Origin of the sequence: Moraxella sp. K127, assembly GCF_015223095.1 — a bacterium.
Classification (GTDB): Bacteria; Pseudomonadota; Gammaproteobacteria; order Pseudomonadales; family Moraxellaceae; genus Moraxella.
On the sequence record NZ_JADFBZ010000054.1, the window covers coordinates 1 to 18,494 of the forward strand.

19 protein-coding genes are annotated in these 18,494 nt (G+C 42.8%); 15 read left to right on the forward strand and 4 right to left on the reverse strand.

Annotated elements, in window-relative coordinates; translation table 11 throughout:
• The 4 genes from cas12a to cas2 form a co-directional block, all read left to right on the forward strand.
• A partial coding sequence (cas12a, locus tag IM753_RS10860) for a type V CRISPR-associated protein Cas12a/Cpf1 (RefSeq protein ID WP_194109277.1) occupies positions 1–1,659 on the forward strand: 1,659 nt, incomplete at its 5' end.
• 45 nt (positions 1,660–1,704) lie between these two features.
• The gene (gene cas4 / locus IM753_RS10865) at positions 1,705–2,055 is read left to right on the forward strand and encodes a type V CRISPR-associated protein Cas4 (RefSeq protein ID WP_194109278.1); all 351 of its coding nucleotides are present in this window, start codon (positions 1,705–1,707) and stop codon (positions 2,053–2,055) included.
• Positions 2,037–2,726 (forward strand): CRISPR-associated endonuclease Cas1, encoded by a 690-nt coding sequence (gene cas1 / locus IM753_RS10870; protein WP_194109279.1) that lies wholly within the window; start codon positions 2,037–2,039, stop codon positions 2,724–2,726. The genes cas4 and cas1 overlap by 19 nt, the downstream gene beginning before the upstream one ends.
• On the forward strand, positions 2,723–2,992 hold the full coding sequence (cas2, locus tag IM753_RS10875; protein ID WP_062499110.1) for a CRISPR-associated endonuclease Cas2: 270 nt from the start codon (positions 2,723–2,725) through the stop codon (positions 2,990–2,992). The genes cas1 and cas2 overlap by 4 nt, the downstream gene beginning before the upstream one ends.
• A 230-nt stretch (positions 2,993–3,222) precedes the next feature.
• On the opposite strand, the gene IM753_RS10880 is transcribed toward cas2, so the two are convergent.
• The gene (locus tag IM753_RS10880; protein ID WP_194109280.1) at positions 3,223–4,005 is read right to left on the reverse strand and encodes a crotonase/enoyl-CoA hydratase family protein; all 783 of its coding nucleotides are present in this window, start codon (positions 4,003–4,005) and stop codon (positions 3,223–3,225) included.
• 20 nt (positions 4,006–4,025) lie between these two features.
• Entirely contained in the window at positions 4,026–7,124 is a 3,099-nt protein-coding gene (locus IM753_RS10885) for an ATP-binding protein (protein WP_194109281.1), read from the reverse strand.
• A 167-nt stretch (positions 7,125–7,291) separates the two neighbouring features.
• Here IM753_RS10885 and cysM point away from each other — a divergent pair, with 167 nt between their 5' ends.
• From cysM to infC, 9 genes are all read left to right on the forward strand, one after another.
• Positions 7,292–8,209, forward strand: coding sequence for a cysteine synthase CysM (gene cysM / locus IM753_RS10890; RefSeq protein ID WP_194109282.1), 918 nt, complete (start codon positions 7,292–7,294; stop codon positions 8,207–8,209).
• A gap of 67 nt (positions 8,210–8,276) precedes the next feature.
• Positions 8,277–8,912, forward strand: coding sequence for a tetratricopeptide repeat protein (locus IM753_RS10895; RefSeq protein ID WP_194109283.1), 636 nt, complete (start codon positions 8,277–8,279; stop codon positions 8,910–8,912).
• Between the two features lie 31 nt (positions 8,913–8,943).
• Positions 8,944–9,717: a 3'-5' exonuclease gene (locus IM753_RS10900; protein ID WP_194109284.1), complete on the forward strand. Its 774-nt coding sequence runs from the start codon at positions 8,944–8,946 to the stop codon at positions 9,715–9,717.
• A 24-nt stretch (positions 9,718–9,741) separates the two neighbouring features.
• Positions 9,742–10,305 carry an RNA 2'-phosphotransferase gene (locus tag IM753_RS10905; protein WP_227713145.1) on the forward strand — a complete coding sequence of 188 codons (564 nt, stop codon included), beginning with the start codon at positions 9,742–9,744 and terminating at the stop codon, positions 10,303–10,305.
• Positions 10,306–10,461: 156 nt separating this feature from the next.
• Positions 10,462–12,390 carry a threonine--tRNA ligase gene (gene thrS / locus IM753_RS10910; protein WP_194109285.1) on the forward strand — a complete coding sequence of 643 codons (1,929 nt, stop codon included), beginning with the start codon at positions 10,462–10,464 and terminating at the stop codon, positions 12,388–12,390.
• Positions 12,391–12,485: 95 nt separating this feature from the next.
• Positions 12,486–12,809 carry a hypothetical protein gene (locus tag IM753_RS10915; RefSeq protein WP_227713146.1) on the forward strand — a complete coding sequence of 108 codons (324 nt, stop codon included), beginning with the start codon at positions 12,486–12,488 and terminating at the stop codon, positions 12,807–12,809.
• 213 nt (positions 12,810–13,022) lie between these two features.
• Entirely contained in the window at positions 13,023–13,424 is a 402-nt protein-coding gene (locus IM753_RS10920; RefSeq protein ID WP_065256733.1) for a hypothetical protein, read from the forward strand.
• A 16-nt stretch (positions 13,425–13,440) separates the two neighbouring features.
• Complete coding sequence (locus IM753_RS10925; protein WP_065256732.1) at positions 13,441–13,959, forward strand: hypothetical protein; 519 nt, start codon at positions 13,441–13,443, stop codon at positions 13,957–13,959.
• 111 nt (positions 13,960–14,070) lie between these two features.
• The gene (gene infC, locus IM753_RS10930; protein ID WP_065256731.1) at positions 14,071–14,592 is read left to right on the forward strand and encodes a translation initiation factor IF-3; all 522 of its coding nucleotides are present in this window, start codon (positions 14,071–14,073) and stop codon (positions 14,590–14,592) included.
• A gap of 32 nt (positions 14,593–14,624) precedes the next feature.
• On the opposite strand, the gene IM753_RS10935 is transcribed toward infC, so the two are convergent.
• Positions 14,625–15,662, reverse strand: a complete 1,038-nt coding sequence (locus tag IM753_RS10935; RefSeq protein WP_194109287.1) for a hypothetical protein — start codon at positions 15,660–15,662, stop codon at positions 14,625–14,627.
• 99 nt (positions 15,663–15,761) lie between these two features.
• On the opposite strand from IM753_RS10935, the gene IM753_RS10940 reads away from it, so the two are divergent.
• On the forward strand, positions 15,762–16,703 hold the full coding sequence (locus tag IM753_RS10940; protein ID WP_194109288.1) for a competence protein CoiA family protein: 942 nt from the start codon (positions 15,762–15,764) through the stop codon (positions 16,701–16,703).
• Positions 16,704–16,742: 39 nt separating this feature from the next.
• On the opposite strand, the gene smpB is transcribed toward IM753_RS10940, so the two are convergent.
• Positions 16,743–17,210, reverse strand: coding sequence for an SsrA-binding protein SmpB (gene smpB, locus IM753_RS10945; RefSeq protein WP_062499996.1), 468 nt, complete (start codon positions 17,208–17,210; stop codon positions 16,743–16,745).
• 419 nt (positions 17,211–17,629) lie between these two features.
• Here smpB and nfsA point away from each other — a divergent pair, with 419 nt between their 5' ends.
• On the forward strand, positions 17,630–18,412 hold the full coding sequence (gene nfsA, locus IM753_RS10950) for an oxygen-insensitive NADPH nitroreductase (RefSeq protein WP_194109289.1): 783 nt from the start codon (positions 17,630–17,632) through the stop codon (positions 18,410–18,412).
• The last annotated feature ends 82 nt before the right edge of the window (positions 18,413–18,494 follow it).

Below are 18,494 nucleotides of genomic sequence, written 5' to 3' on the forward strand. Positions count from 1 at the left end.
AGAGAAGTTGAGCCACAAGGTTATCAAGTAAAATTTGTGGATATCAACGCCGAGTATATTGATGAGTTGGTTGAGCAGGGTCAGTTGTATTTATTCCAGATTTATAATAAAGATTTCTCGCCCAAGGCTCACGGCAAGCCTAATTTACATACTTTGTATTTTAAGGCGTTATTTAGTGAAAATAATCTTGCCAATCCAATTTATAAATTAAATGGCGAGGCGGAGATATTTTATCGCAAGGCGTCTTTGGATATGAATGAAACCACCATTCATCGTGCAGGCGAGGTATTAGAAAATAAAAATCCTGACAATCCCAAAAAGCGTCAATTTGTCTATGACATCATCAAAGACAAACGTTATACCCAAGATAAGTTTATGCTACATGTGCCTATTACCATGAATTTTGGCGTGCAGGGCATGACGATTAAAGAGTTTAATAAAAAAGTTAATCAAAGCATACAACAATATAATGATGTCAATGTAATAGGTATAGACCGTGGTGAGCGACATCTGCTATATCTGACCGTGATTAACAGCAAAGGCGAAATCTTAGAACAGCGTAGTCTCAATGACATCATCACCACATCGGCAAATGGCACACAAATGACCACGCCTTATCATAAGATACTGGACAAAAGAGAAATAGAACGCCTAAATGCTCGTGTCGGTTGGGGCGAGATTGAGACCATTAAAGAGCTAAAATCGGGCTATCTAAGCCATGTGGTACATCAAATCAGCCAGCTTATGCTTAAATATAATGCTATTGTGGTGTTAGAGGATTTAAATTTTGGATTTAAGCGTGGTCGCTTTAAGGTGGAAAAGCAAATTTACCAAAACTTTGAAAACGCCTTAATCAAAAAACTAAATCATTTGGCATTAAAAGACAAGGCAGATGATGAGATTGGCTCATACAAAAACGCCTTACAACTGACCAATAATTTTACCGACCTAAAAAGCATTGGCAAGCAAACAGGCTTTTTATTCTATGTGCCTGCATGGAACACCAGTAAAATAGACCCTGTAACGGGCTTTGTGGATTTGTTAAAACCACGTTATGAAAATATCGCTCAATCGCAAGCGTTTTTTGGTAAGTTTGATAAGATTTTTTATAACGCAGACAAGGGTTATTTTGAATTTCATGTGGATTATGCCAAATTCACTGACAAAGCCAAAAACTCTCGCCAAACATGGGTCATTTGCTCGCATGGCGATAAACGCTATGTTTATGACAAAACCGCCAATCAAAATAAAGGGGCGACCATTGGCATTAATGTCAATGATGAATTAAAATCGCTATTTGCTCGTTATCACATCAATGACAAACAGCCAAATCTGGTCATGGATATTTGTCAAAATAACGACAAAGAATTTCATAAATCGCTGATGTACCTGTTAAAGGCATTGCTTGCATTGCGATATAGTAACGCCAGTAGTGATGAAGATTTTATTTTATCACCTGTGGCAGATGATAAGGGTATGTTTTTCAATTCGGCATTGGCAGATGATACACAGCCACAAAATGCGGACGCCAATGGGGCATATCATATCGCATTAAAGGGCTTATGGTTATTAAATGAACTAAAAAACAGCAATGATTTGGATAAAATCAAACTTGCCATTGATAATCAAACATGGCTAAACTTCGCTCAAAACCGCTAATCACCAAAGCTCAGTTTCGGCTGAGCTTTTTATTTGGGAGATAGTATGGAATATCATACATTAAATATCAGCCAATTAAATGATTTTATTTTTTGCCCCTATTCGATTTATCTACATAACGTCTATCAGGCATTGGACGATGATACATATCACGATACGCCACAAGTCAAAGGCAAAATCGCTCATGAGGGCGTGGATAATGGCACATACAGAACCAAAAAGTCCGTTATCACTGCCATGGCGGTGCATTCGGATAAATATGGCTTGACAGGCAAAATTGACCAATATTTTGCTGATAGTAAAAAACTCATCGAACGCAAACGCACGATTAAAACCATTTATGACGGCTATAAATTACAGCTTTATGCCCAGTATTTTTGTTTGATAGAAATATAGAACAAAAAGCCAATAATTCTATCACTTTATTAAAAGGCATTCGCAAAAAAGACGATGAATTACGCCAAATCATAGAGACATTAGCCGATTATCAAAGGCAGATTGGTCAAACCAAACATTTGGATGAATTAATGGGCATAGAGGGTAATATTGCCAAAAGTTATTTTAAACATCATTTTGGGCAATTAAAACACATCTCTTGGAAAGGCAGAAAACCACGCCTAAAAATAGACCCTGTCAATGTGGTGCTGGATATGGGTTATACGCTGTTGTTTAATTATATAGAGGTAAATTTACGATTATTTGGTTTTGATGTTTATAAAGGCATGCTTCATCAGCTTTGGTATAGAAGAAAATCTCTGGTATGTGATTTGGTTGAACCATTTCGCTGTATCGTGGATAAGCAGGTATTGACATCATTTAATCTTGGGCAATTTAAAACAGAGCATTTTAATCAAATAAAAATGCAATACCAACTAAAACCTGAACATCAAAGAACTTATAACGCCATTTTAATGCAGGCAATCATCGCCCATAAAGTACCAATACTTGTTTATATCAGGGATTTTTATCGTGCATATATGAAATATGCTGATAAAGATATGGTATTTGACGAATTGGTTTTGATGTTGCCAAATTTTGACATACAAGCAAATGGAGAAGATGTATGATAATCGTCAGTTATGACATCAGTGATAATAAAGTGCGTGGACGATTTGCCAAATTTTTAATGCAATATGGCGACAGGTTGCAATATTCGGTCTATGAAATTCAAAACAGCGAACGCATTTTAAACATCATCACCGAAAAAATAAAAGCAGAATTTGAGTCTTTATTTACAGGAGCGGATAGCGTCATTATCTTTCGGTTTACAGAACGTGAAGTATTAAGATTTGGTCATGCCAAACATCGTAATGAGGATTTGTTAATTTTATAAAAATCCTTGGCAAAAATGATGAGGTTTGTTATAATAAGAGATCTAAATCACACCCAAATGTTTACTTTACAAACCTAAGTCTTAATGTGTGATTTATCATGTTTTGGCGGTAAAAATGATGATTTTTTGTACAAAAAACTTGCTAATTTCTCAAAAAATCATTAAAAATACCCCAAAACGGGTCTAACGACCTTTTAAATTTCTACTGTTTGTATTGGCGTTTAAGATGATTAACCCCACTGCCTGTCCCGAAACGCCACTGCCGTGTCTTTGGCTTTTTTGATGGCAAGTTTGCGGTTATGACTGGCGAAGAGCTTTAACTGCCACAGTTTTTCTTGGTATAAGGTCAGATGGTCGCTTGGGTGCATGCGATTGATAAGGCGTTTGCTTGCCAGTACTGCATCAGGCGAGCGAGAGGCAATCTCATCGGCTAGGGCTTTGGCACGTGCCATTGGCTCATCATCGAGATGGGTGATGAGTCCGTAGTCGTAAGCGGTCTGGGCATCAAGTAGGCGAGCGGACATGGCAAGCTCTTTTAGCTTATCCTTGCCGATATCTCTGGCAAGACGGGTCAATCCCATGTCAGCGACCAATCCCCATTTGGCTTCAAGTACTGACCATGTCGCTGATGGGTGGCTGATACGTACATCCGCCCCCATGGCAAGCTGTAACCCCGCCCCAAGGCATACGCCATCGACCACGGCAATCACTGGTACAGGCAGGCTCTGCCAAATCAAGCACACCTTTTGAAACAAGCTAGGGGCTGGCTTTATCAGCTCTTTGGTGGCAAAAATCATGTTCTTAGGCGAGCCAAACACCGCCAAATCCAGCCCACTACAAAAATCCGCCCCGCCCGTGATGATGACGGCACGCACCGATTTGTCCGCCTTGATGTGGCGAGCGGTCTTGATTAACTCTTGCATCATCACAAAGTTCATGGCGTTCTTTTTGTGGGGGCGAGATAAGGTGATGATGGCGATGTGGTTGTCATGGCTTAGCGTGAGTGTTTGCATGAGGTCTCCTTTGTTATGCTTTATACCATTTTCCAAGGTAGGGTATCTTCATCATCATGACCGCCCGACTTAGGTATTGATTCAAGGGTGGATGAGTCCATCGCCCCATTTGCCAAAAAGTCTTCGATGTCAATATTTTCAAGGCTTTCTAGGGCATCGATGAGTGAGCGGTAACTGGGGCGAATGCTGATGAATTGCCCTGCTGATGTGTCGCCCAAATTGGCACGGCACTTTTGTTCAAAGTCTTCTGCCGTGGCTCTAAGGCGTGGCACACCCGTGTAGCGACTGCCCCCGACCAGCCGATGTGTGATGTCAGCAAGGGCGACTCTGTCTCTGTCTGCCCACGCTCGTTCTAGGGCGAGCTTTTCGCTCTCGCTACTCTCAATAAGTAGTGAGAGTAAGGTTTTGGCAAGGTCATCTTTGTTGGCAGAGCGTGCCAATGCGTCCGCCCAGTCGATGTCAGGTAGGGTGGATTTGGTTTTGTCAGGCTTGTCAGTTTTATGGGCGTGCTTGCCCTGTTGGGGGGTCAACCCATTGTCACCCACACCTTTATCCATGCTTTTATTTGTGTCTTTATCTGTGCCGTCACCCATGTCATCGCCCGTCAGCTCGCCCATCTCGCCCATCTTGCCATAGGGCGTACCTGCAAAGTCGGGCGTGCCGTCTGTGGGGGTAATGACAGGTCTGCCCGACTCGCCAAGCCAGCGTGAGAGTGTCTGCACCAGCTGTTCATGCCCGATGGGTTTGCCGACATAGTCGCTCATACCTGCCGACACCAGTCGCTCTTTTTCATCAGACTGACCGTGGGCAGTTAGGGCGATGATGGGGACAGGGGGATGGTTGTGGCTCTCTTCGATTTTGCGGATTTGGATACTCGCTTCTAATCCTGACATTCTGGGCATTTGAATGTCCATAAAAATCAAATCAATCCGCTCGCCCATGCTGATGGCACGGGTCATGGTCTCGATGGCATCAAAACCATTATGGGCGGTGATGACTGTCACGTCAAGCTCGCCAAGCAGGGCTTCTAACACGAGCAGGTTGGGTGGATGGTCGTCCACTGCCAGCACCCGATGACCCGAGAATTTACTGATGGGGGTATCCTGCATGGGCTTGCCATCGGCGAGCATGGCGATGAGTTGGCGTTTGTCCATGGGTTCGTAGAGTGCGTGCGTTTGGTATTTGTCCAGTAGGGCGTTGTCCATGCCCACTTGATAGCCATAGGCGGACAGTTTGCCCTGATAGCGAGAGCGGATTTGGCGAAGGATGGCACCGACATCATCCAAGGACGCATCCTGCCCAAAATAGTCCACAATCACCCAGTCAAAGCCATGCCCTGCCTTGTCTAGCTGTTCTAACAAATCAGCAAAGCCGATGGCAAAATGCACGTCCACATCCGACCCTGCCAAGGTTGCTTTTAGTACTTGAATGGCGGGGGCATGGTTTATCCATACCAACAGCTTGGTTGGGGCAAGTTTTGTTAGGCTGTATAAATCATCATCGGTGCCCGTGTCATCAGGAGCTTGCACGCTTGCACCACCCAGATGAATGGGCATCTCAAACCAAAACGTCGCCCCTGTCTTGGCGATGTTTTCGCTGTTATTGTCATAAAAACCTATCGTTCCGCCCATCAGCTCGGTCAGTTGTTTGCTAATCACAAGCCCCAGCCCCGTTCCGCCATAACGACGGGTTACTGACAAATCGCCTTGGCTAAAACTCTTAAACAGCGACGCTTTGTCATCATCGGACACGCCCTTGCCCGTGTCTTCAACGCTGATGTGCAGGTAGCCATCATTGTCATCGGACAGTCCCACACGCACCACCACGCCCCCTGTATCGGTGAACTTGATGGCATTGCCAACGAGATTGGTTAGGATTTGTTTGACTCGCAGACTGTCGCCTGTCACACGGTTTGGCACGTCATTATAAAACAGCACCGACAGCCTAAGGTGCTTTTCTAGTGCCATGGGCGAGAGCATGTCCACCACGTCATAGATGGCAGAGTATAGGTCAAATCCATGACTGTCTAGCACGAGCTTGTCTGCTTCTAATTTTGAAAAATCAAGCACGTCATTGACCAAAGCGAGCAGATGGGCGGATGATTTTTTGATGGTTTGGACGTACAGGCTTTGCTCGGCACTTAGACCGTGGCGACCATCGTGCCGACCATCGTGCCGAGCCAGTAGGTTGATAAAGCCGTCAATGCTGTTTAATGGCGTGCGTAACTCATGACTGATGTTTGCCAAAAATGCCGACTTGGCATGGCTAGATGACACCGCCAAATCCCGAGCCTTGCGAATGGAGATGGTCTGCATTTCCATCTCATCTAGGGCGTGCTGTAAATCCTGTTCGGTCTCATTGGCGTGGGTTTTTAGCTCATTAAAACTTGCTGACAGTCGTCTCATGGCTTGGACAAAGTCCCGTTGTAGTAGGGAGAACTCGCCATCGGCATTGGTCTTGATGGGTTTGTCGATGTTGTCGCTGTTTAGCTTTTGCAAAAACAGACGCATTTCATAAATCGGGGCAATCCAGCGTTTAGAATAGATATTTAAAATGAGCAAAAGGAGCAGTAGCGTGGTTAAGCCTGTGATGGCAAGGGCAAGCACTACCCGATAACTGGTGATGGTCAAAGACTCGTCATCCATCTCAACGACGACATAATAAGGCGTGCCATCAAACATCATCTGCTTGCCATAGCTTGTGCCATAAGTGCTGCGATAACGCTCAAAATTGCCTTGATATCTATTCATGACCCCAAGCAGTTCATCACTGGCAAATGGGATGTCATCATCATAACCGCCATGACTGGCCAGCAGACGATAATTCCCATCAAAAATCGCCATACGTCTGACCTGTTGGGGCGATATTTTGTGAAAAAAGTCATCAAAGGCAGGTAGGGCAGGCGTGGGGCTGTTTGTGTCGGCAAAATGACGGGTTAGGCTCATCTCATAGCGAAGTAGGGCGGTGCGTGCCAAAGCGTCCTGTTCGGAGAGTACCGCCTGTCTGACTTCACGAAAAACAAGCACTCCACCGACCATCGCCAAGATGACTATCGGCAAAAACACAAGGGCGACCAATTGTCCATAAGCACTGCGTAAGTTAAAAGGGGTTTTTTTCATGAGTGGGCTATGTTGTCAGGCAGATGGCATAGTTTAGCATAATTCCAAGATGAATTTTAGGGGCTATTTCAAGATGACTTTTAAGGCAAATTTACCGCTAAATTTAACGGTAAAAATCCGTTTGTGCTATAATGTCGCCATTTTATTATACAGATGACCACCTAGCCATGACTGATTTGACCACCCCAAACGCCCTAAATCGCACCCTTGCTCACACCGTTGGTAACACGCCCCTTGTCCGCTTGACACGCCTTGCCACAGACGTAAACGCCGATATTTTTGCCAAATTAGAAGGTAATAACCCTGCTGGCTCCGTCAAAGACCGCCCTGCCTTTAATATGATAAATGAAGCCCAAAAACGTGGGCAAATCAAACAAGGCGACACGCTCATCGAAGCCACAAGCGGTAATACAGGCATTGCCCTTGCCATGGTGTCTGCCATGCTCGGCTACAAGATGACCCTTATCATGCCGTCCAATTCCACCCAAGAACGTAAAGACGCCATGCGTGCCTATGGGGCGACCTTGATAGAAGCGGATAATATGGAAACCGCTCGGGACATGGCACTTGCCATGCAAGCGGACGGCAAAGGGATTGTCCTTGACCAATTTAACAATAATGACAATTGGCAAGCCCATTACAAAACCACCGCCCCCGAGATTTGGGAGCAGACAAGCGGACGAATTACGCATTTTGTGAGCAGTATGGGGACGACAGGGACGATTATGGGCGTGTCTCGCTTTTTAAAAGAAAAAAACCCTGATATTCAAGTGATTGGTTTACAACCGTCAGACGGCTCAAACATCGCAGGGATACGCCGTTGGGAGGAAGCCTATTTGCCTAAGATTTTTGATAAATCGTGGGTGGATACGATTATGGACATTGACCAGACAGATGCCGAACACTATATGCGAGCATTGGCACGCACGGAGGGGATATTTTGTGGGGTATCAAGCGGTGGGGCAGGCTTTGCAAGTTACCAAATCGCCAAACAAATCAAGGCAAACGACCCCAAAGCCGTGATTGTCTTTATCGTCTGTGATAGGGGGGATAGATACCTGTCTACGGGGCTGTTTGGGGTGTAAAAGCAGGGCTGGTTTTATGGTTTTGGGTGTGTTTACGCCCAATCATTTGTTAAACACGGAGTGATTTATGCTTTATCCATTTGATGTCGTTAAATCTTATGCCAAAATTGCACTGTGCCTAGTTGGGTTGGGTAGTTGTGTCTTTGCTCACGCCAATTACAAAGTCATGGCATACGGCAATGGCGATGACCACGAAATCCAAATAAAAGCCGAGCAAGGCGACAAAGACGCACAGGCTTTTTTGTGTGAAGTTACCGCCCAAACGCACCTTCACAATCCCAATGCCGACCGCATGATATATTGGTGTCAAAAATCTGCCGAACAAGGCGTGGCAAAATCCCAATACCGCATGGGCGAGTTTTATTATACAGGCACAGGCGTAGCCCAAGATTTTGACAAAGCACGTTATTGGTTGGAGTTGTCCGCCAATCAGGGTTTTGCCCATGCCGATCTAAACTTGGGCGTGCTGTATTTTCAAGGAAATGGTGTACCTGTGGACTATGAAAAGGCGGTTTATTGGTATCGAAAATCTGCCAATCAAAACAATCCAACCGCCCAACTGTATCTGGGCAATCGTTATCTAAACGGACAAGGCGTAAAACAAAGCGATAAATGGGCAAAGCATTGGTATCAAAAAGCCTGTGATAATGACGAACAAACCGCTTGCGATTATTTAAAAGAGCTTGCTCAGTTGAATCGCTAAGCAACAAAACACCCAATAAAAAGGAGTATTTATGGCAACTGCACCAATTCTCATTTTTGACATCGAAACCATTCCCGACCTTGATACAGGGCGGCTGCTCTACCCCGAGATTGCCACGCTGTCCGATGATGATGCCCAGACGGCTCTGACCGCCATTAGGGAAGCAGAAGCAGGCAATGCCTTTATGCGACTGCCTTTGCATAAAATCGCTTGTTTGTCCTTTTTATGGGTGAGTGAGGATAAATTTAGCTTAAAATCCCTAAGTCTGCACCAGATGAGTGAGGCGGAGATTTTGACGACCTTTTTTAGGGCATTTAATCAAAAACCCGCTCCCACGCTCGTGTCATGGAATGGGGCAGGGTTTGATTTGCCCGTCATGCTCTATCGTGCCTTGCACCATAAGCTGACCGCCCCCACGCTCTTTAATAGCCAATCGCCCAATTATCTGTATAAATATGGCGATGCTCACATTGATTTGATGGATAAATTATCACTGGGTAATTATGGCAATAAACAAAAGCTAGACACCATTGCCAGTCTGTGCGGATTTGCTGGCAAGGGCGAAATTGACGGCTCGCAGGTTGTGCCGATGGTCAAGGCAGGGCAATGGGACAAACTGACCACCTACTGTGAATCGGACGTGCTAAACACATGGCTTATCTATCTAAGATGGCAACTTTTAACAGGCAGGTTTAGCCCTGATGTGGTCGCTCATTATGAAGCACTCACTTATGATAAATTAAGCCAAATCAAAGATGGCGAGGTGGTACGTCATGCCGAGTTTTTGGATGCGTGGCGACAATGATGTTTTGGGGTGAGATTGCCTGATATGCACGAGAAAGCCGGTATGAATGATAAAGAAGTCAGCCGATTTTTAAGTCGGGTATTGCGACACAAACCTGAACTGATTGGCATTGTGCTTGATGAGCAGGGTTATACCGACATTGAGACACTGATTAAAAATGCTTGTGAATTTGGCAAGCATTTTGACCACGCTCAATTATTATCGGTCGTGGCAAATAATGACAAACAGCGATACCAAATATCCGATGACGGCACGCAAATACGGGCGGTGCAAGGGCATTCACACCCCAGCGTCAAACGCCACTATGAACCACAAACTCCGCCAAGCGTACTATATCACGGCACGGCATTTAAGTCGCTTGACAGCATAAAACAGCACGGTCTAATAGCAGGGTCTCGCCATTATGTTCACTTATCTGCCGACAGCGATACTGCCACAAAAGTGGGGTCAAGGCACGGCAAGGCGGTGGTTTTGACGATTGACACCGCCAAAATGCACGCAGAGGGTCGTATCTTTTATCAAGCTGAAAATGGCGTATGGCTAACGGAGTCTGTGGCGGTGGGGTATATTGAGTTTGGCGGGCATTAACGGCTTGCATAGCCATACCGCCAATTTTTTGTTATAATAGCTCCTTTACCCAAAAAGTGCCTTGTATGCACTTTTCTTTTTAAACCAATCCATGGTAGCGGTTATATATTTGATTGTAACAAATATCACTACCAACGCCACATCTAGGAGAATCCTATGGTAGCCATTACTTTGCCAGACGGCAGTATCAGACAATTTGACGGACATACCACCGTCATGCAAATCGCCCAAAACATCGGTGCAGGACTTGCCAAAGCCACCGTGGCAGGGCGTGTAAACGGTCAGCTTGTAGATGCCTGCGACCCTATCACAACAGACGCTACCGTAGAGATTATCACCCCAAAAAATCCCGAGGGCGTGGAGATTATCCGCCACTCCTGTGCCCACTTGCTCGGTCATGCCGTCAAACAGCTCTACCCTGAGGTCAAAATGGTCATAGGACCCGTCATCGAGGACGGCTTTTATTATGACATCTATAGCGAACGCCCCTTTACGCCTGAGGACATGAAGGCAATTGAGGAGCGTATGAAAAAGCTCATTGACCAAGATTATGATGTGATTAAAAAAATGACCCCACGAGATGAGGTCATCAAAACCTTCTCGGAGCGTGGCGAAACTTACAAACTTCGCCTAGTCGAAGATATGCCTGATGAAACGCACATGGGACTATATTATCATCAAGAATACATTGATATGTGCCGAGGCCCGCACGTCCCCAACACTCGCTTTTTAAAGGCATTTGCCCTAACCAAGATGAGCGGTGCGTACTGGCGAGGCGATGCCAAAAACGAGCAATTACAACGTATCTACGGCACAGCGTGGGCGGACAAAAAAGACTTGCAAGCCTACATCAAACGCATAGAAGAAGCCGAAAAGCGAGACCACCGCAAAATCGGCAAACAGCTAGGGCTATTCCACTTACAAGAGCAAGCCCCCGGTATGGTGTTTTGGCACCCCAACGGCTGGACGATTTGGCAAGTGCTAGAACAGTATATGCGTAAAATCCAAAAGGATAACGGCTATCTTGAAATCAAAACGCCACAAGTCGTGGACAGAAGCCTGTGGGAGCGTTCTGGGCATTGGGAAAACTATGCCGAGAATATGTTCACCACATCGTCTGAAAACCGTGATTATGCCATTAAGCCCATGAACTGCCCTTGCCATGTGCAGGTATTTAATCAAGGGCTAAAATCCTACCGTGATTTGCCCTTACGCCTTGCCGAATTTGGTTCATGCCACCGCAACGAGCCGTCTGGGGCGTTGCATGGGATTATGCGTGTGCGTGGCTTTACCCAAGATGACGCTCACATCTTTTGTACCAATGCTCAAATCCGCTCCGAAGCCCTTGATTTTATTAAATTAACGCTTGACGTGTACAAGGATTTTGGCTTTGATAACATCGCCATGAAACTCTCCACCCGCCCCGAAAAGCGTGTCGGCTCTGATGAGCTGTGGGACTTGGCAGAAAAAGACCTAGCGGACGCATTGGACGAAGCAGGGCTTGACTGGGAGCTACAAGCAGGCGAAGGGGCGTTTTATGGCCCTAAGATTGAATTTAGCCTAAAAGACTGCCTAGGGCGTGTGTGGCAGTGTGGCACATTACAGCTTGATTTTAACTTGCCAGAGCGCTTGGATGCTGAATTTGTGGGCGAATCGGGCGAACGCGAACGCCCTGTCATGCTCCACCGTGCGATTTTGGGGTCGTTTGAGCGTTTTATTGGTATTTTGATTGAGCATTATGCAGGCTTTTTCCCAGCATGGCTTGCCCCAACCCAAGCGGTTGTGATGAACATCACCGACAAACAAGCCGACAGCGTGAATGACGTGGTCGCCAAGCTAAACGCCAAGGGCTATCGTGCCGTGAGCGATTTGCGTAACGAAAAAATTGGCTTTAAAATTCGTGAACGCACCCTAGAACGCATTCCCTTTATGCTGGTACTGGGCGACAAAGAAGTGGAAAGCGGTACGGTCAATGTGCGTACAAGAGAAGGCGACAACTTGGGCAGTATGAGTCTTGATGACTTTATCGCTGTGCTGGATAAGGCGATTGCGTTAAAAGGGCGAGTCGAGCCAAAGGCGGAGTAAGTTATTTTAAATAAAAACCCATTCAAGAAATTGAGTGGGTTTTTTTTACTAAGTTTGAATAAAATTTCCAATTTCTTTATAAAATTCATATTACCATGAAAGAGGCGATTAAATTTGATAATTGTATGCTAATTAATAATTCTACCGTAAACAACAAACTATGTTTACATGGCATACCAATTGCTGATTATGACCTTGCAGGCATTGAACGTATTTTTATTCATAATCAATGGTTTGATATTTTGGATTTAAAAACCAGTGTAGCAATTTGGGGCGGTGTCAATATTCATTATCTGATTGATTATGATAAAGAAATAGCAAATTTAAGTGGTGGTATCGGCTATATTGATGATGATAAATTTTATCAGTCATTGAATGAAAAAGCGACAACCGATAATTTAACTTATTTTAAAAGATAGGCAATTGTGATGTTGTTATTTTACAATATTATGGATAAATATGTAGGGGGGAATCACATTCGCCCAAAAATCAACATTTTATCACAGGGCAAATGTAATTTGCCCCTACAAATCCACCCAAAGGCATAGTTAATTAAAAATGCCAATAAATCCCCCTATCTTTGCTTTTAATTCTATGCTACCATAAAGCCAATTCATTTTTAAGGACATTTTATGAAAGTATTAAAAGCGGTTGCTGTTTGTGCCTTGCTTGCCATAAGCAGTCAAAGTTTTGCCAATACCGCCAAACCCATACAAATCATATTTCCCAAAGGCGAAACTTGCCATGATTTTAATACAAAAGTTGGCAAAAAACCAAATCAAACTTTTGTATTAGCACTTACCGACAGTCAACAATTAAGCTTTCAAATTCAAAGCAACACCAAAATCAACATTCATATCACAGACCCAAACCAAAAGCCCCTAACGAGCGTGGGAGAGCTGATTGATTTTTATCCCACAATTTATCTATATGAGCCAACCATAACGGGCTTGCATAGCATTTCTTTTACCACCAAAAACAAAAGCAGTGCTAAAATTGATGTTAGGGTGTGTGCTGATGAGAATTTATTTTAAAAAATCAAGGTGTTTTATGAAAAGTATTAAAATCGCTGTTTTGTGTACACTGATGACAATGAGCGGACAAGGTTTTGCCAATACTGGCGATAATCAAAATCTTGACACCGTCTTAACAATCATCGATGATTTTTCTACCATGTCAAGTTATTCAAAACCGCAATTAGAGCAGTATTTTAATAGCCAACTTGAAGAAAGTTGTGAAAGTGGCGTGTATCATATCTGTTACTACACCCCCATAATTACCAATAACTCTAAATATTCTTTTGTTAATAAAATTGAACTTAGAAATTCTGATTTTTCACAATCTTTAATATTAGATATAGACCCAAGATTTGAAGTAAAAAATTTTGATGATGTTCTAAGGGGTCAAGACTATGAATTACTCGGTAATCCCTACCCTTTAATGAATATTTTTTATCAAAAAACTACCGAAAATTATGATATCGGGATAGGAGTAACGATTAAAGAAAATAAGGAGTGGGTTATTGACAGTTTAACTTTTTTCATAAAAAAGCATAACAAATCAGAGTGAGCCAAGGAGCGACCAGTATTTTTAAATCACCCTGCTTACAAAAATCCCCCTTGAAATCCCCACAATTTTTAAGTAAAATAAGGGTCTATCTTTTTATTTGGAGTATGACCCATTAAACCGTCAAATCGTCTAAATGTCAATGAAGACATTCGTGCCAAAGAAGTCCGCCTAGTACAGGCTGACGGCGAACAGCTTGGCGTGGTCAGCCTAAAACAGGCATTAGAGACCGCTCGTGAAAACAATCTGGACTTGGTTGAGATTGTGCCAGACGCAAAACCACCCGTCTGCAAAATCATGGATTACAAACGCTATTTGTACGAACAAAAGCAAAAAGCCAAAGAAGCCAAAAAGAACCAAAAACAGACCCAAGTCAAAGAAATCAAGCTACGCCCTGGTACCGAAGAAGCGGATTATCAGGTCAAATTGCGTAAAATTGTTGAATTTCTAGAAGATAAAGACAAGGTCAAGGTCTCCATTCGTTTTCGTGGACGTGAGATGAGCCACCAAGAGATTGGACGAGCCCAACTTGAACGTATCATCAAAGATACCGAAGAGATAGCCAGCGTAGAGCAAGCCCCCAAGGTAGAAGGTCGCCAAATGGGTATGCTACTAGGCCCTGCTAAGAAGAAGTGATGAAAAACCCCGACAGATGACGTTGGGGTTTTTTATTCATCGGTTGACTTTTCTTGTAGATACATGGGGTGTCCCAAAAAATACCCCGTCATTAGCACACGGTCAAAACTGTATACATGAGCGTGCGGAGCTTCTATACACCTTCCTACCAACGGGGCGGATTGGTCAGGCTTGCCATTCATGAGTAAAATCGGTGCGGTACAAATCGGGCATAATGCTCGAATTTCGGTAATGCGTGCGATATTGTATTTATAGTCTTTTGTTTTTCCGAAAAATTCTATTTCGGCATTATCATGAGTAAGAGACTTGAATAATAATGGAGCCTTAACAATACGATGTGTTACAATTTTATTTAATGGAATGTAAAAAGAATAAAAAGTATAGAAAAATAAAACAAAAAATGATGAATAGATGATTAAAGTAGACAAACCAATGCTTAATAAGTGTCCAATTAACGCCATAAAAATAACGGAAAAAACCAAAATAAATAAAGTTAATAAAAAACCAAGCATTAATACTGCAATTAGTAAAATGCCTTTAAAGCTAAACATATGTAGCTCATAATTTTTATCAAAAAATATTTTTGAAAATAAGGATATTTTTACCAAAGTCTTGTCTCTGTGTTCATAATAAACTTTATTTATCGTATTCTCTCTTTCCATGGCTTGATTGTCATTATCAATTTTTTCTACTTCTAACCAATAATAACTGGGATTATTGCGACCACCGTCTGATTTATGCTCTTTAAAAACGGGCATAAATCCCAATTCTAAAAAATCAGAAATAATTTGGTTGTTATTAAAGACAATTCTTTGCAATTCCCTTTTTATATTTTCTGGTTTTACTCTCTCTGTATTGCATGATTTTGGATTGTTTTTATCATCCTTAAACTCATCATCCAAAATATCCAATTTGGTCATTTTGGGTGTTAAATTCTCTTGTTGATTGTCATATACTAATATGACACGATTAACCAATATTTGCAAATGCGTGCGAGATTGCGTTTTATTTGGTTGTCTTATTAACAGCTCATTGAGTTTTTCAAAAACTAAAATTTCATTATTTTTCATATACTTAAACCTTGTAAAAACCTTTTTACTCTGTTTTTGGGGTGTTTTTGCCTATCAAAAATTTGGATAATACACTCATCTTTTAATCGGAGTATGTCCATGTTAATGAAAGTCGCTGTTAATCAGTCCAATCAATTAGTCAATATCCAGCAAGTAGAGCGTGGTTTGGCTTGTCAATGTTTTTGCTTTGAATGTGGCGAAAGTGTGGTTGCTAAAAAGGGTGATATTAAGGAGCATCATTTTGCTCACGCCAGCAATAAAGAAAGCTGTTATATCAGTCCTGAGAGTATTTTACATAAATATGCCAAAGAAGTTATTATGGCACAAAAACAAATTTATTTACCTGCCTTGCCAAATAGCGATGATAAACATGAAAAATTATGGCAATTTCACACCATAAATCCAGAACAAAATGTCGGCAATATCAGACCTGATTTGGTTGCAATTAGTGATGATGATATGGTATTTATAGAAATTGCGGTTACGTCTTTTATTCATGATGAGAAAAGAGCTTTTATTGAAAAATTGGGCGTAAAAACCATTGAAATTGATTTGAGTGTATTTTTAAATACCGACATGGAAATACCCAATCCATTTATCAGCAATTATATCATTCATCATTTGGAAAATAAAACTTGGATTTATCCTAAGGAGGAGATAGTTAATCAAAATCCACTATTAAGTAATCAATCAATTCAACAAAATCTATCCAATCATTTAAAAGAGAGTAATGCTATGTCAAGCAATAATTCTGTTTTTACCGTTGTCGGTTTACATAAATCAAAAGGTACTTTTAATAATTATGGGCGTTCTATTGATTATGACAATTTGGTGGTTACAGCAATTCGACCTTTTACAGACAACCAAACCAAAGAAGGGGCTATTGGTCATACTTTTGAGCAATTTAAGATTAAGGGTTCGGAGAATTTTCATCTGTATAAAGATGTAACATTGCCGTGCCAAGCTGAGTTTGTTTTTGAAGCGGATTTTTCATCAGGCAAAATAAAAAGCAAATTAACTCAGTTGTTGTTTATTGATTAAAATCCACCCAACACAAATAAAGGGCAACACGCCCTTTATTTATCTCATGTCCGCCTTAAAGCCACGTTTTTTATCCATTTGCCAATCACGTTCTTTGAGTGTGGCTCGTTTGTCGTGGAGTTTTTTACCTTTGGCTAGGGCGATTTCGCATTTGACTCGACTGCCTTTCCAGTAGCAGGACAAAGGGACGACCGCATAGCCTTTTTGATTGACCATGCCAAAGAGTTTGTCAATCTGCTTGCGGTGCAAAAGCAGTTTGCGGGTGCGGATATTGTCGGGATTGATGTGCGTGGAGCTGGTCAATAGGGGCTGAATGTGAGCCCCGAACAAGAACGCTTCGCCATTTTTAAAAATCACATAAGCGTCCGTGATTGCCATTTTGCCTGCTCGTATCGATTTGACTTCCCAGCCTTCAAGCGATAGACCTGCTTCAAAGGTCTCTTCGATAAAGTATTCGTGGCGAGCTTTTTTGTTGGCACAGATTTGGTTTGATGGTTTTTTTGCCATATTTATATCTCAATATTGTTTAGGGCGTGCCTGCCTTTGGTATTTGCCATGAAAAATAGGGGAAATCGCACGTTTTTCAAGGAAAAGTCCGCCGTTGATATTAAAATATCAACAAGGATTTTGACGATGAAAAACAATCCGACCACTTAATTTTAAAAAATTAAGTTAAAATCGTAAAATCTACCCGAATTAAGTGGTCGGATAGCCATTTTTCATGCAAAAATGGATTAAAGCGTTAAATTTTTACCTTATTTTATAAGAATGTTATCAAGGGTAGGCACGCCCTACCCATTATAAGAGATTTGGCGGATAATTACAAACAAACCCACGCCCCTGTTACATTTGTCCAATAAAACAGCATTTGCCTTTGGGGGTAATACTTGATAAGATAAGGCAAATTTATCATCATAGGATTTGCCATGTTAGACTCAAAACCAACCCTAGAAACTTTGCTAAATCACCGCTCGGTGCGTAAATACACTGGCGAGCCAATCTCTGATGAGATGTTAAATGCTATCTTAGAAGCAGGGCGTGCCGTCTCAACATCAAGCTACCTACAAGCGGTGAGTGTGGTGCGTGTGCGTGATAAGGCAAAGCGGACGGCATTTCGTCAAATCTCCAACAACCTAAGCGAAGACAAATATAACGAACTGTTAGCCCAAGGCAAGCGGTTGGGGCATGGCTATGTCGAAGACTGTGCCGAATATCTGGTGTTTTGCATGGACGCTTATCGTCATCATGCCCTTGCTGATGTCAATACCGACTGGACAGAAGTCATGCTTATCGGGGCGATTGACTCGGCTCTCATGGCTCAAAATATGTTGGCAACTGCCGAGAGTCTAGGATTGGGCGGGGTCTATATCGGCTCACTGCGTAACGACATTCAGCGAGCAAGCGAGCTATTGGCTTTGCCAAAACACGTTGTGCCACTGTTTGGGCTGTGTTTGGGACACCCTGATTGGAACTCTAAAATCAACCAATCGCAACGCCCACGCCTACCGCTTGATGTCATTGTCTCAACCGACATCTATCAAACCCCAAGCGATAACGTATTGTCCGCTTATAATGATGAAGTTAAAGCCTACTATGGCGGTCGTGGTTTGGAGCTGGACTGGAGGGCTCAAATCGCCGAGACCTTTGGCGGGGATGTGCGTCCGTTTATGCTGGACTACCTACAAAAACAAGGCTTTGCCAAACGCTAAGCAAACCAAAAAGTCGGACAATTGTTCGGCTTTTTCTTTTTTATAAAAAGGCATTGTTAATCAACCATACCTTTGGGGGATT